Genomic DNA, 13209 nt, shown 5'->3' with positions numbered 1-13209 from the left:
CTGCTAAAGTGAGTTTCTTCTGATCAGTTTATTCTCCATCACATGCTTAACTGGGTTTAGGCTCAATACAAATTCGGCAGCCAAACGCCCCATTTCGGCAAAGTCGATTGAAAATGTGGTAATTCCGTCGAAAATGATCTCTTTCACGTTATCATCGTTATGCGAAAGAATACCCAAATCTTTGCCCACTTTAAGGCCTTTTACTTTGGTATCTTTTAGCATTTCCCACAGTTCGAGGTTGTGGATGGTAAAGTAAACCTTATCCGGCTCAATGCTTCCCGGTTCGTAATGGTTTTTAATTACCCCGTTAATGTTAAATTCCTTAATAAAACGCTTAAATGAGGTCAGTACTTCGTTAGGTTCGGCTGATGAAGGTTTAAAAAAGAAAACAAATTCAGCAAATTCCTTAATGCGCGGTGCCAGTTCCAGAAAAGCATTGTAGGATGCGTTTTCAAACTCCTGTACAATGTAAGAGTACTCCCCTTTTAACGCCACATAGCGATCCACGATAAGCAACTTTTCTTTAGGTAATTGCTCAAGCACTTCTTTGGCCTCATTACTTTCTATCGGGGCAATTACATACAAACCATACTGGCCTTTATTGCTGTTGATGATCGATTCGAAAACACTGAAATTATTGTGGTGGAAGTATACATCAACCTGGATATTTTCGCCCAGGTGATCGCGGAAATTCTGATAAAAGGTTTCCTGAAAGGTATCGAAGGCATAAATCAACAGGCATACTTTCAGATGTTGTTCGGTATCGTCGGTCGCTACAAAATATCCTCTCCTATTTTTCGATTCAACAATCCCCCTGCTAATCAACTCTTTGTAGGCTTTACCAATCGTTTCTTTGGCATAGCCTGTTTCGCGCATCAATTCGTTAACCGATGGCAGAATATCGCCTTTAGCAATGTATTTATGGTTTAAACTGTTGATAATTCCCTGCACCAACTGTTCGTGTTTCGAAAAAGCATTGATGATGCTTAAATCTTTGATTTCGTTGAACAGTTTTTCCTTATTCATGCAGCGTTATGGAGTTGGTAATCGTTTTAGTTAGGGTAATTTTGCTCGAAATATAAAAATTTAATGGTGATTATCTATAAAATTTAATTTATCGGCGTGCAGCAAATTCGCCACGGAGGCACAGAATGCACGGAAAATCCGGTTATTATATCTATACTCAAATCTACTATCCCAATGCGTACGTATCACGGCAAACTTTATAGTATATTTGAAACGCATGAAAAAGAAAACATTTAAGATCCCGCATAAAGTAATATGGCTGAGTTCTTTTTTGCTGGGGGTATTAACCTCTATCCCCAAAATTGCCGAACATCGCTTTAATATTTACGAAGCGCTTGCCGATGCAACTGTAACCTTTCTTTTTGCCGTAATCATCTGGTATTACAATGTATTTACCCTCCCGGCCTATACCTCGCGCGATGTAGCCAGCGGTTTTTCGACCATGCGGCTCATTAAAGGACTTTTCTTCGGGATACTTTTAATGTTTTTACTGTCCTGCCTGCAGCAATATTTACTCAGCTCCATTCATTTCGGTCCGGTAATGCTCATGTTTGAAGTAAGGGGAATTCTGGTAAACATCACCTTTTACATGTTCCTGAACCTGCTTTATCAAAATTACCAGAACCAGCAGGTAGGGATCGAACTGGAGCGTACCAAAGCCGATAACCTGGGCGCCCAATATGAACTGCTCAAGCAACAGGTTAACCCGCATTTTCTGTTCAACAGCCTCAATACGCTGAAATACATGGTTGAAAGCAGCGATAAACACAGCGTAGAATTCATACTCAAACTTTCTGATTTCTACCGGTTTACGCTCGAAAGCCGCAAACATGACCTGATAAAACTTTCGGAAGAACTCGATATTTTAGCTGCTTATCTTTTCCTGTTAAAAGCCCGTTTCGAAGCAGGTATCCAGCTGAGCATTGATATTGATAAAAGCTACCAGCAATCGCTCATTCCACCTTTTACCTTACAGCTTTTAATCGAAAATTGCATTAAACATAACGTGGTTTCGCTGTACAAACCCCTGCACATTCAGTTATATGTTGAAGATGATTTTATTGTGGTAGAGAATAAAATCCAGCCCAAACGCACGCCTGAAGCATCAACCGGAATTGGTCTCGAAAACATTAATCAGCGTTACAGCCATTTGCTCAACAAAGAAATTATCATTAACAAAACAGACACCCATTTTAGTATAAAACTTCCCCTTATACATGAAGATTATCATCATTGAAGACGAGCTGAAGGCCGCGAAGTCTTTAGCCAGCCTCATTAATAAAATACGTCCGAAAGCTCAGGTAGTAGCCAACCTGCAAAGTATTGACGATGCCATACACTATTTCACTGAAAATGAGCACCCCGACCTGATATTTATGGACATCCAGCTATCAGACGGACTTTCGTTTGAAATTTTTCAATCGGTAAAAATCAGTTGCCCGGTAATTTTTTGTACCGCTTACGGCGAGTATGCCATGGATGCCATTAAAGCGAATGGTATTGATTACCTGCTAAAACCTTTTTCGCAGGAGGATTTGGAGAAGGCCTTTCAAAAAGTAGATCAGTTTCAGAATTTCTTTCAGCAAAACCAGTTGCCGGATATGGATGAACTGCTGAAAAGGATTGGCCCAAATGAGGGAAAAAAGAGTTTCCTGGTCTTTAAGCACAACAAGTACACTACAGTACCCACTGAGCAGATTGCGTTTTTTTACATCCGCAACGAATCGCCTACCATTATGACGTTGAAAGAGGAAGAATATACCCTGAACCAATCGATGGATACCATACAGGGGCAGCTTTCGGCTTTGCAGTTTTTCAGACTCAACCGCCAGTACATTGTTAATTTTAGTGCCATTAAAGAAGTAGAGCACTATTTCGATCGTAAACTATTTGTTAAACTGGTCATTCCCTCACCCGAAAAATTGCTGATTGGGAAAGAAAAAACTACTGCTTTTTTAAACTGGCTGGAGAACAGGTAATTAATTAGAAAACTGTTGTTCAAGAATATACCTAATTTCCTCCCGAACTTCCTTTTGTTCGCTGGTTTCATTGGCAATTATGGGTAAAGGGAGGCTTATTTCCCTGTTGCAGATATCGAACATTACAACCGATAATGCCGCCATGCAGCATAAGGTAACATCGGGGTTTAAAGTTAAATTGATCATTTTCTGATAAAAAAAGCGGAGGCAGATTTAAACTTCTCCCTCCGCGGTTAAAATGTTATACTAAGTTAATTTCGACCGGGATATTGCCTCTAGTGGCTTTTGAGTACGGACAAGTTTGATGTGCGGTATCGGTTAGCAATCTGGCTACCTCTGTCGATAAACCAGGTAAGCTTACATTTAACCTGGCTTGCAAACTGTAAGCACCATCAGTTACACAAAGATCAACCTCTGCATCAACTGCCAGACCGGCAGGAAGCGTAATTTTGTGTTTTGCCGCAGCCAAACCAATTGCTCCGATAAAACATGCCGACCAGCCTGCAGCAAACAGCTGTTCGGGGTTGGTGCCTTTACCGTTCGAACCTGGCGAAGAAAGTGCGATTTCTAATTTCCCATCGTTACTTTTTGCATTGCCATCTCTGCCACCAGTAGTATGTGTTTTACCTGTATAGAGTACTTTTTTGTTTGAAGCCACAGTAGGGTTTCCGTTTTGATTATTTTCCATTTTATTGTGTTATTTAAATTTGTTATTCAAAATTATTGTCTGATGAGTGATTAAACGACCTTAATCCGGCGACCTGGACAGAATAAGTGCTGAGCCGGACATTTGCCGGGTTGATTTTTTCGTTTACTCTTCTCCATCCAATTGAAAGCCATTTTTCTTTTTCCGCGATATTTCCATCACCATTTCGCACTGTTGTACATTTCTTTCGAATGGTGGAGTAAGCAGAAATAACATGGAGAGCATTGATGAAAGTGTCAGCATAAATCTGCTATGACTTTTTTGAGGGGTATTTTCCATGACGTTTAATATTTAGTGTGTTAAATTAGCATCAGTATTTTGTTCAAATCTGGTTGCTTTTGTAGCTGCCACAAGTTGTCCGGTGTTTTGATTTTGGAGCAAACCAATAATTTCCCAGTCTTTTTCGTTGTAGCCTTTTGGTAATAAAATGGAAACGGCTCCTATTCCATTGGCGCTGAGCTTTTCGCTTTGTAATTGGCGTACAATCTGCACGTGCGAGAGGGTCCTTCCTTCGTTTTCACCCCTTGCTACCCGGGTACTGGCCGCTTTTTGCACCACTGCGATTAACAGGTTACGGCCTTTTGTTGCGCCAGATGTTTGATAATGCACTTTAAAATTCTGTCCGGTTTGGTGCCATTGAAGTTTAAGTGCTGCGTTTGCCTGGATACTAAGTTGAGTTGAGATGGCATTGCGGATACGGCCTTCTTCTGAGCCAATAAATTCGTTTGTACCGTTAACAATAACCTGCGGCGTATAAATTTGCGGCAAGCCTAACCACTCGCCATATTTCGCCTGTCTTTTAGCATATTCGGGATTACCAAAGGTGTCTTTCCAGCCTAAGCGATCGAAATAATCGACATGATAAGCCAATACAAATAAATCTTTTCCAGCCGATTCTTTTTCCAGTTTAGCCAGCAGTTCATCGGCAGGCGGGCAGCTCGAACATCCTTCTGAAGTAAACAATTCGACCACGGCAAAGCCTTTTCCGGGCTTGCTAACAGCGGCATTTTTTAATGGAACTTGATACATGGCTGCGAAAGCCGTAATGGAAAGGGTAATGACGAGGAAGAAATTAGCTAACCATAAAATTTTTGTTGTTTTCATAATATTGTGTTTTTTGTTGCTCAAAATTATTTTAAAAAACGCCCCTGGCAGAGCAGAAAACAGGTTAACCGGGCGTAATCAGACTTGAAATAGGAAATGGAGGGATTGAAATGGACAGGGCGGATTTGGAGATTCTCAAATTCATCCCCCTGCCCCTTCAAAGGGGGACGAGATTAACCCGGCATCCCCAGCCGTCATGCTGAACTTCCGCCTGGCTGGTCGGACGGGTGTTTCAGCATCTCTCCTGTTACACCATAATCTCAATACACTCAATTCATCCCCAGCCGTCATGCTGAACTTGTTTCAGCATCTCTCCTGTTACACCATAATCTTAATACCACTCAATTCATCCCCCTGCCCCCTTCAAAGGGGGACGAGAATAACTCAATTCAATAAAAGCAAATATTTTTCGTTTTATTAAAAAGTTGCAACTGGAAGCTCGGCCTGTAACAACAAGAAGGTTAAGCTGTCTAAAACTTTTAACTACCAGAAAATGTTTAACTAAAAACAAAAGAAAAACGACATGGGAATTTTAAAAACAGCAATTATTGGTGCCGCGGTTTATGCAGGCGTGAAATATATTACCAAGAAAGACCCTATTACGGGCCAATCGATAGTAGACGATTTAATGAACAAAGCGCCTCAATGGGCAGATAAAGCAAAAGATTACACTCAGGATCTGAAATCGAGATTCAGTAATGCAGCCGAAGATTTGGCCAGATGAATACCGGTAAAAAGGAAGGAAACTGAACAGGTTTACCTTTTTCTTTGATCGTTAAAAAAACAAAAAGTCCCTATTAAAAACCGGGACTTTTTTCGTGATAAGCGTCAGATGGTAACATCTGACAGCACTTAAAAAAAGGATGCACACAGATATAATCCGTGTTTATCTGTGTGCATCCGTGGTTAATCGTTTTTAACTTAATAGCATTGTCTCATTACATTAAAAAGCATCAAACCACAGTTTGGTGGTTAATAAATCGGCACCCTGACTGCTTACCGCATTTTTATAATTTTGGCCGTTTAGCGATTGTTCTGTGCCCGGATAAATAAAACGTACCGGAATTTTTCCACTTAACACGGTATTTACAGAAGCAGTTAACTGTGGATAATCTAACCTGCGTTGCTCTGCCCAGGCTTCTAAGCCCTGACCAAATAAGGCTATCCATTTTTGCTCGCCGATAGATTTTTTATAGTTCGCAGCGTCATATTGCACTGCGGCTTGACTGATATAAGTATCAACTGCTGTTCCGCTGATGTTGTATTGCGCAAATGATGCCCGGATGGCTTGTTTATATAAATCTTCGGCATTTTCGGTCGTAAAACCTCTGGCAGCTGCTTCAGCGCGATCGAAAAGCAATTCGGCATAGCTAAAAATTACGGCTGGTGCTTTGGCATCAAGAAAATAAGTGCCTGGTTTAGATGAATTGGCCAAACCTATAGCACTTGCCTCTGAGTTGGTAGAACCATTGGGAATGCCCACATAAGTTTGTGGAGTGGTATTTTCCGTTTTGCTGGCATATACTGGTAATCTTGGGTCGTTTAATGCAAAAAGTTTGTCTACTATGGTTTTACTGATCCGGTAATCGTTCCGCGTTTCGAACGACGCTGCAACGGGATTTTGCTGAGGCGAAACATCGTATTTTAATTGCGCATTTTCTGCGTTGCTGCTGATGTAAGCTCCTCCTTCTGCCTGTAATTCATCAATCACCTGTTTCGCTTTGGTTGCATCCTTATCTGCAATACGTAAAGCAATACGTAATCGCAGCGCATTGGTAAATTTCTTCCACGATGCGATATTATTACCATAGATTACATCGCCGGCAATGGCTTTTGAAGCAGGATCAAGTGCTGCCTGCGCAGCTTTCAAATCGCTTAAAATGCCATAATACACATCTTTTTGTTTATCGTAAACCGGTGTAACGAATTGTTTAATTTTTCCGGCCTGCGAATAGGGTATATCGCCATAAGCATCGGTAAGCAATAAAAACACCCACGAACGCAACACCAAACCTACACCTTTATAGTTCGGATTGCCTTGCGCATCGCCCTGTTCGATAATTTTATTAAAACCTGCAATACTTTGCGCATAACCGGTAGACCATAGCGCGGTAAAGCTACTGTTAGAGAAGATAAAGCGATCTTCTTCGGTGTACTGCACTTTAGCCCACTGCTGAGCAAAAAGTAAGCTCGAATTCATGTTGTTGGTTACGCCCCAATAGGTATCAACCGTGGTTTTGGTAGTTCCGGTAAGTAAATAATCAGGTTGAGCAACTTCAGGTGCATTCGGGTTAATATTGATCTCATCGAGCTCTTTTTTGCAAGATGAAAATGCAAGGGCCAAAAAAGCCAGTATATAGAGTTTATTATTTTTCATGATGGGCATAATTAAAATTTAACATTCAGGTTAATACCATAACTGCGGGTACTTGGGTTAGAAAGGCTTTCCAATCCCTGACCATTCCCGGTATTAAAAGCCACTTCGGGATCAATATCAACGGTATTGCGGTGAATAATCCACAGGTTACGGCCAACCAGCGATACCGAAACGCCTTGTAAACTTAGCGGACGCAACCATTTGGCAGGCAGGTTATAACTGAGTTTCACTTCGCGGAGCTTAACATAAGAAGCACTGAAAATATTGGCTTCATCGATATTTCTGAATGATTTGTAATACTGCTGGGCTGGTAATATCTTGTCGTTGCGTTTGCCATCGGCCGTTACGCCATCAAAAATAATCCCGTCATCGTACACGGTTTCTCCTGCAGGAGCAGCTCCGTTTAAGCGCACGGTTCCTTTTGTTTTATCGTTGCCCGGATAATAGTATGAAATACCGCCATATTCGGCTGCCCTACCCGGCAAAGTAGAAGCTAAAACACCGGTATAGGTACCTGTGGCATAAGTACCGTTGTAAATAGAGCCGCCAATGCTGGCATCAACCAATACACCTAAACTAATACCCTTGTAAGAAAAGGTATTATACACACCACCAATCCAATCTGGCGTATATTTACCCAGTACTTGTTTGGTAAGGTTAGTGGCAGGTGCACCGGTAGCATTTACAATGATATTTCCGTTGCCATCTCTTAAAAACGCGGTACCAAATAACGAACCATAAGGTTGTCCAACAGTTGCAATTACCTGCGCCGAGTTAGAAGCAACCACATAATTGGTCAGCAATTTTTCGGCATCGAGTTCAATTACCCTGCTCCTGTTTGCGGCAAAATTGAAATCAACATCCCAGGTAAAGGCTTTTTTAACCGGCGTAATGCCCAACTGCGCTTCAATACCTTTGTTATTGATTTTTCCTGCGTTAAGCAATTTAGAACTGAAACCAGTACTCTGACTTACATCGGCAGCCAAAATCTGGTTGTAACTATTGGTATTGTAAGCACTTAAATCGAAACGCAACCTTTTGTTAAAGAATACGGCCTCAACACCCAATTCGGTAGAAGTGGTGGTTTCGGGTTTCAGGTTAGGATTCAGATCGATAGCTCCTGTATTAAGCTGCGGATTACCATAAAATGGCGCACCGAAAACATAAGTATTAATTAAACGGTAAGGATCTGCATCTTTACCAACTTTAGACCAACCGCCACGTACTTTTAGGTAGTTAAGGGCTTCACTTTTAATATCAAAAGCTTCTGTTGCTACAAAACTTCCGTTAAACGAAGGATAAAAATATGATCTGTTCTGCGCAGGCAAGGTAGATGACCAATCGTTACGGGCAGTAATGTTGGCAAAAAGGTAATTTCTGAAACCCAGTTGCCCCGACGCATATATACTATACGATTTTAAGCGCGACAGGTTATTGGATGATACCAAAGGATCGCGCGAGTTTTTAAGCGTATACAATCCGGCAATGGCCAGTTTAGGTGCACTTTGATCGTTTTGCTCGATATATTGCCTGCGGATATTTCCCCCACCCAATAACTCGAGGCTAAAATCGTCGTTCAGCTGTTTGTTAAAGTTTAAAGTTGCATCGGTATTGTTTTCGTTAACCGTAAAAGCACTTTCGGTGTACGAACCAAATGGCGTTCCGTTGGTACCGTAGGCGATACGTACTTTACGCCTGTCGTTATAATAATCTGTTCCTGACCTGAAATTTAAATCCAGTCCGTCAATAATTTTATAATTCAGGGCTAAACTACCAATAATGCGGTTCCGGTTTTGCGATACCGTATTCTCATAAGCTACCCAATATGGATTGCTGTAATAGCTGTTGTTCCAGTTAAACGTTTTTCCATTCTCATCCAAATAATTTTTAAGCTGGTTAATATCAACCTGACGGCCAAACCAGGTAAATTGCAACATGGTGCTGGTAGAACGCGAACCACCTGTTCCCGGCAGATTATCAGAATTCAGGCTGCTGTAATTGGCATTAGCAGTTAAAGTTAATTTTGGGGTGATTTTAAGGCTGGTATTCAACACAAACGAATTTTTACCCTGCCCTGAGTTAGGTACAATACCCACCTGTTTTAAATTGTTGTAAGAGATTCTGTAATCGTATTTTTCGCCGGCATCAGCCACAGATATACCATTGTTTAATGAATAACCGGTCTGGAAAAAATCGCGCACATTATCAGGGTGCGCCTCAAAAGGAACGGCCACACCTTTAGAGAAAAACTGTGGAATTAACCGTCCATCCAGTTTAGGTCCCCAGCTCTCATCTACCCCATCATTTAAACCTTTACCCGCACCATCTACGTAGCTAAACTTACCTTCAGAACCCTGACCAAAAGCATTTTGATATACCGGAAGGGTAAGCAATGTTTCTAAAACAGCATTAGAGTTCACGGCGATCCCCAATCCTTTTTTCGATTTACCGGTTTTGGTTTTAATGAGGATTACCCCTGCCGCAGCGCGGGAACCGTACAAAGCCGCTGCATTTGGCCCTTTTAATACACTCATCGATTCAATATCCTCCGGATTAATATCCGAAATGGTATTGGCATAATCTCTGGCACCGGCTGAGTTTAACTGCGAGTTATCTACCGGAATACCATCTACCACAAATAAGGGCTGGTTATTACCGGCGATAGAAGTTTCGCCCCTGATAACCACGCGCGAGGAACCCATGCTCCCCTGACTATTGGTTACCCGAACACCGGCAATTTTACCCGCAAGCGCATTTACCAGGTTCGATTCTTTGGCTTCTGCTACCCGGTCACCTTTCAATTCCTGAACGGCATAACCAAGTGATTTTTTCTCCCTTGAAATGCCGAGCGCAGTAACCACAACTTCATCAAGGGCATTATCGCTCGATTGAAGCACTACTGCAATCGGGCTGCCCTTAATAACGGGCACTTCTTGTGTTTTAAAACCTATATAGGAAAATACCAGAGTACTTTTCTCGGGGGCATTAATGCTAAAAGCACCTTTCCCATCGGTAATGGTAGCTTGTTTGGTTTCTTTGATCAAAACAGAAACGCCGGGCAGTGTTTCGCCTTCGGCCGATTTTACCGTACCGGTAACCGCCACATTTTGCGCCAGTAGCTGCTGCGCCGTAAAGAGCAGCAAAATAAAGGCTATTGATTTAATTTTCTTGAACATGTTGTGTGTAATAATTAGTTAATAGGGATAATAATTTGGGCAATACCTTTCCATCGCGGCTATAAACCGCGTTTTTTGTTAAAACAGGAAAGAATTGGTTAGCTTGGAAGCCCGTTAAAATGAATGCATCTTAACAGGGCATGCGCATTCGGAAATACGTCGTTTGGTTTAAATAAATAGGTTTTAGTACTTGTCTTTTTTTCATCTGGAAATGAGCTTTAGTAAATCAGTTATCTAAAAAAATGCGGCACAAAAAAAGCACCTCCGCCAAAGTCAGAAGTGCTCCATATGAATAAGGATAACGCAAATTGCTGACTTAACTAGCCCGGATTCATCCGGGATGGAATTAGCACCATTTCTAAAATTTAGCTGGTTGCTAAGGTTTCACAGGGCCATTCCCTCCGCCTTTCTTGATAAGCATTTTAAAATAACTGAGGCAAAGGTATAATTAAATCTAGTAATCCTATAGTTTTTATATATTTTTATGTAAATATTTTTTCTTGCCAGATAGGAGCCGTATATTTGTCGACTAATTTAGTCGATTAAATATATCCCATGAAATTGAAATTAATTTTAACAGCCGTTTTGGCCATATCAACCACAATAACCTTTGCACAAGGTGAAACCGCATTTGCAAACCATAACACAGCAAAAGCCGGAAAAGAGAAAAAACATGCTTTTGTTGCATTGGGCAGCTGGCGCGCAGTAGCCCAGGTGAAAGAAGGGCTCGAAATTCCTTTCAATTTCGAAATCAACGAAAAAAGTGGTCAGCAGAAATTATATTTCCGCAATGCCGAAGAAAGCTTTGAAGGTGGCCTGGTGAAACAAACTGCCGATTCGCTTTTTGTAAAACTGGATCAGTTTGATAACGAACTGGCCTTTGCCATAACTGGCGATCAGTTAACAGGTACTTTAAGAAAACAAGGACAGGCTGGCAAACCTTTAGCCATTGTAGCGGAACGCAAAAACTACCGTTTCGAAACCAGCGGTAAACCCGCAACTGCCGATTATTCGGGCAGCTACGATGTGGTTTTTAAATCGCCAAATGGCAAGGAAGAAAAAACCGTAGGTTTATTTAAGCAAACCGGCAATAAACTTACCGGTACTTTTTTACGCGTAACCGGCGATTCGCGTTTTCTGGAGGGTGTAGTAGAAGGTAACCAGTTTCAATTATCGAGTTTTATTGGCTCCTCTCCTGCTTATTACAAAGGTGCTTTTCAACCTGATGGTACTTTAAGCGGTGAGATTTTAGGTGCCAGGGGAAGTCAGCCTTTTACAGGTGTTAAAAATGCCAATGCTGCCCTGCCCGATGCCTATAAACTTACCTATCTTAAACCGGGCTACAAAACCCTCGATTTTAGCTTTCCGGACGTAAATGGTAAAAAGATCTCGCTTAAAGACGACAAGTATAAAAATAAGGTGGTTATTTTAACCATTACCGGCAGCTGGTGCCCTAACTGTGTAGATGAAGCTACCTTTATTGCCCCATGGTATAAAGCAAACCAAAAACGCGGTGTAGAAGTTATCGCTTTGCATTACGAACGCTCTACCGAGCCCGAATATGCTAAAAAAGTAATGAGCCGTTTCCGTGAGCGTTTCGGTATCGAATACGATCAGGTGATTGCCGGTACTGCCGATAAACAGGTTGTTTCTGAATCGCTGCCAGCTTTAGATTCATTTTTATCTTTCCCAACAACCATTATTATCGATAAACAAGGCAATGTTGCACAAATCCATACCGGTTTTAATGGTCCGGCTACCGGAAAGTTTTACGATGAATTTAAAAAAGAATTTAACGACGAGATTAACGGCTTATTAAAGAAATAAGCATAGCTTAAACCTTTGCCGGGCTACTAAGCTGTAGCCACCATCTTTTTATAATCGCGCGGGGTTACCCCTTTTGCTTCTTTAAAAAAACGGTTAAAATTAGAAAGGCTGTTAAAACCACATTCGTAAGCCAGGTTACCGATTTGCCTTTCGCCATCGGTAATCAGCTTGCAGGCATGGCCAATGCGCACTTCATTTACAAACTCAACAAAGGTTTTTTGGGTACGACTTTTAAAATAGCGACAAAAAGCCTGTTTGTTCATGTTAATCAGTGCGGCCACATCATCCAGCTGCATATCGGTAGCAAAATTTTCAAATACATATTTAAATACCTTATCCATCCTGTCGTTATCTTTTAGCTGGTAGGTGTTGGTATAGCCCTGACTGGCCAATAAATGGTATTCTTTGGTATGACTCAATACCTCGAGTATCTTAAACAAGGAAATCATTTTCGGGAAATCTTCTTCTTCTTTAACCAGCTGCACCAGTAGTTTTTTTAGCTGCGATTTGGTTTCTCCATAAAATTTCATTCCCCTGCCGGCGATCTGCAACACGGTTTTCATTTTCTGCATATTGCCCAGTTGCTCCAGCAAACCGACCAGCTTATCCGGATTAAAAAATACCGAAATAGAACGGGCGTGTTTCTGGTTCACCTTATCATCAAAATAAGCTTCACTGTTGTACCACACATGCGGAATATTAGATCCAAGCAGGATCAGTTCGCCTTTTTCGAAATTTTCAATGCTATCGCCAATAATCCGCTTCCCTTCACTCTCAACCATATAAGTAATCTGGCATTCGACATGGAAATGAAAAGCAGTAGAAAAATAAGGTTGGTCTATTACCTTCGTTTTAAAAACTTCGTTATCCAAACCTTCCAGTATTTTGGCAAAAACCGGTTTCATAGGCGTATTTTTATAGCATTTATATTTGGTTACAGGCCAATATCACGCTCAGGTGGTGATATCAAGCTTTGCTCAAATATACGCTACATTATCAAAATAAAACAATCAA

12 protein-coding genes and 1 riboswitch are annotated in these 13209 nt (G+C 41.3%); of the genes, 4 read left to right on the top strand and 8 right to left on the bottom strand.

Translation table 11 applies throughout. From position 1 onward, the window contains the following. Nucleotides 1–3: 3 nt before the first annotated feature. Entirely contained in the window at nucleotides 4–1026 is a 1023-nt protein-coding gene (locus OC25_RS12620; protein ID WP_039476560.1) for a GntR family transcriptional regulator, read from the bottom strand. 217 nt (nucleotides 1027–1243) lie between these two features. Between OC25_RS12620 and OC25_RS12615 the strand changes: the two genes are divergently transcribed. Both OC25_RS12615 and OC25_RS12610 read left to right on the top strand, forming a co-directional pair. After that, nucleotides 1244–2263: a sensor histidine kinase gene (locus OC25_RS12615; RefSeq protein ID WP_039476557.1), complete on the top strand. Its 1020-nt coding sequence runs from the start codon at nucleotides 1244–1246 to the stop codon at nucleotides 2261–2263. Beyond that, nucleotides 2244–3005 (top strand): LytR/AlgR family response regulator transcription factor, encoded by a 762-nt coding sequence (locus OC25_RS12610; protein WP_039476554.1) that lies wholly within the window; start codon nucleotides 2244–2246, stop codon nucleotides 3003–3005. The genes OC25_RS12615 and OC25_RS12610 overlap by 20 nt, the downstream gene beginning before the upstream one ends. Here the strand turns inward: OC25_RS12610 and OC25_RS12605 are convergent, their stop codons facing one another. The 4 genes from OC25_RS12605 to OC25_RS12595 all read right to left on the bottom strand — a co-directional run bounded on the left by OC25_RS12605 (nucleotide 3006) and on the right by OC25_RS12595 (nucleotide 4815). Further along, the gene (locus OC25_RS12605) at nucleotides 3006–3191 is read right to left on the bottom strand and encodes a hypothetical protein (RefSeq protein WP_039476552.1); all 186 of its coding nucleotides are present in this window, start codon (nucleotides 3189–3191) and stop codon (nucleotides 3006–3008) included. 55 nt (nucleotides 3192–3246) lie between these two features. Further along, nucleotides 3247–3693: an organic hydroperoxide resistance protein gene (locus OC25_RS12600; RefSeq protein ID WP_209435590.1), complete on the bottom strand. Its 447-nt coding sequence runs from the start codon at nucleotides 3691–3693 to the stop codon at nucleotides 3247–3249. A gap of 123 nt (nucleotides 3694–3816) precedes the next feature. Next, the gene (locus OC25_RS27905; RefSeq protein ID WP_156131464.1) at nucleotides 3817–3990 is read right to left on the bottom strand and encodes a hypothetical protein; all 174 of its coding nucleotides are present in this window, start codon (nucleotides 3988–3990) and stop codon (nucleotides 3817–3819) included. Nucleotides 3991–4002: 12 nt separating this feature from the next. After that, entirely contained in the window at nucleotides 4003–4815 is an 813-nt protein-coding gene (locus OC25_RS12595) for a DUF1223 domain-containing protein (RefSeq protein ID WP_039476549.1), read from the bottom strand. A gap of 523 nt (nucleotides 4816–5338) precedes the next feature. Here OC25_RS12595 and OC25_RS12590 point away from each other — a divergent pair. Next, a complete protein-coding gene (locus OC25_RS12590; RefSeq protein ID WP_039476547.1) occupies nucleotides 5339–5539 on the top strand; it encodes a hypothetical protein in 201 nt (66 codons plus the stop codon). 219 nt (nucleotides 5540–5758) lie between these two features. On the opposite strand, the gene OC25_RS12585 is transcribed toward OC25_RS12590, so the two are convergent. Continuing rightward, entirely contained in the window at nucleotides 5759–7192 is a 1434-nt protein-coding gene (locus OC25_RS12585; RefSeq protein WP_039476601.1) for a SusD/RagB family nutrient-binding outer membrane lipoprotein, read from the bottom strand. Nucleotides 7193–7203: 11 nt separating this feature from the next. Next, entirely contained in the window at nucleotides 7204–10368 is a 3165-nt protein-coding gene (locus OC25_RS12580) for a SusC/RagA family TonB-linked outer membrane protein (protein WP_039476545.1), read from the bottom strand. Nucleotides 10369–10681: 313 nt separating this feature from the next. Continuing rightward, nucleotides 10682–10788: riboswitch (SAM riboswitch) on the bottom strand. Between the two features lie 135 nt (nucleotides 10789–10923). Here OC25_RS12580 and OC25_RS12575 point away from each other — a divergent pair. Further along, complete coding sequence (locus OC25_RS12575; RefSeq protein WP_052266183.1) at nucleotides 10924–12195, top strand: peroxiredoxin family protein; 1272 nt, start codon at nucleotides 10924–10926, stop codon at nucleotides 12193–12195. 26 nt (nucleotides 12196–12221) lie between these two features. Here the strand turns inward: OC25_RS12575 and OC25_RS12570 are convergent, their stop codons facing one another. Further along, nucleotides 12222–13100: an AraC family transcriptional regulator gene (locus OC25_RS12570; RefSeq protein ID WP_039476542.1), complete on the bottom strand. Its 879-nt coding sequence runs from the start codon at nucleotides 13098–13100 to the stop codon at nucleotides 12222–12224. Between the last annotated feature and the right edge of the window lie 109 nt (nucleotides 13101–13209).

Origin of the sequence: Pedobacter kyungheensis, assembly GCF_000812965.1 — a bacterium.
Lineage (GTDB): Bacteria > Bacteroidota > Bacteroidia > Sphingobacteriales > Sphingobacteriaceae > Pedobacter > Pedobacter kyungheensis.
This window is presented reverse-complemented; position numbering and strand designations above follow the sequence as displayed.

Excerpts from the sequence above, each read along its gene's own strand:
- OC25_RS12620 (WP_039476560.1), bottom strand. The coding sequence starts at position 1,026 with ATGAATAAGGAAAAACTGTTCAACGAAATCAAAGATTTAAGCATCATC.
- OC25_RS12615 (WP_039476557.1), top strand. The coding sequence starts at position 1,244 with ATGAAAAAGAAAACATTTAAGATCCCGCATAAAGTAATATGGCTGAGT.
- OC25_RS12610 (WP_039476554.1), top strand. The coding sequence starts at position 2,244 with ATGAAGATTATCATCATTGAAGACGAGCTGAAGGCCGCGAAGTCTTTA.
- OC25_RS12605 (WP_039476552.1), bottom strand. The coding sequence starts at position 3,191 with ATGATCAATTTAACTTTAAACCCCGATGTTACCTTATGCTGCATGGCG.
- OC25_RS12600 (WP_209435590.1), bottom strand. The coding sequence starts at position 3,693 with ATGGAAAATAATCAAAACGGAAACCCTACTGTGGCTTCAAACAAAAAA.
- OC25_RS27905 (WP_156131464.1), bottom strand. The coding sequence starts at position 3,990 with ATGGAAAATACCCCTCAAAAAAGTCATAGCAGATTTATGCTGACACTT.
- OC25_RS12595 (WP_039476549.1), bottom strand. The coding sequence starts at position 4,815 with ATGAAAACAACAAAAATTTTATGGTTAGCTAATTTCTTCCTCGTCATT.
- OC25_RS12590 (WP_039476547.1), top strand. The coding sequence starts at position 5,339 with ATGGGAATTTTAAAAACAGCAATTATTGGTGCCGCGGTTTATGCAGGC.
- OC25_RS12585 (WP_039476601.1), bottom strand. The coding sequence starts at position 7,192 with ATGAAAAATAATAAACTCTATATACTGGCTTTTTTGGCCCTTGCATTT.
- OC25_RS12580 (WP_039476545.1), bottom strand. The coding sequence starts at position 10,368 with ATGTTCAAGAAAATTAAATCAATAGCCTTTATTTTGCTGCTCTTTACG.
- OC25_RS12575 (WP_052266183.1), top strand. The coding sequence starts at position 10,924 with ATGAAATTGAAATTAATTTTAACAGCCGTTTTGGCCATATCAACCACA.
- OC25_RS12570 (WP_039476542.1), bottom strand. The coding sequence starts at position 13,100 with ATGAAACCGGTTTTTGCCAAAATACTGGAAGGTTTGGATAACGAAGTT.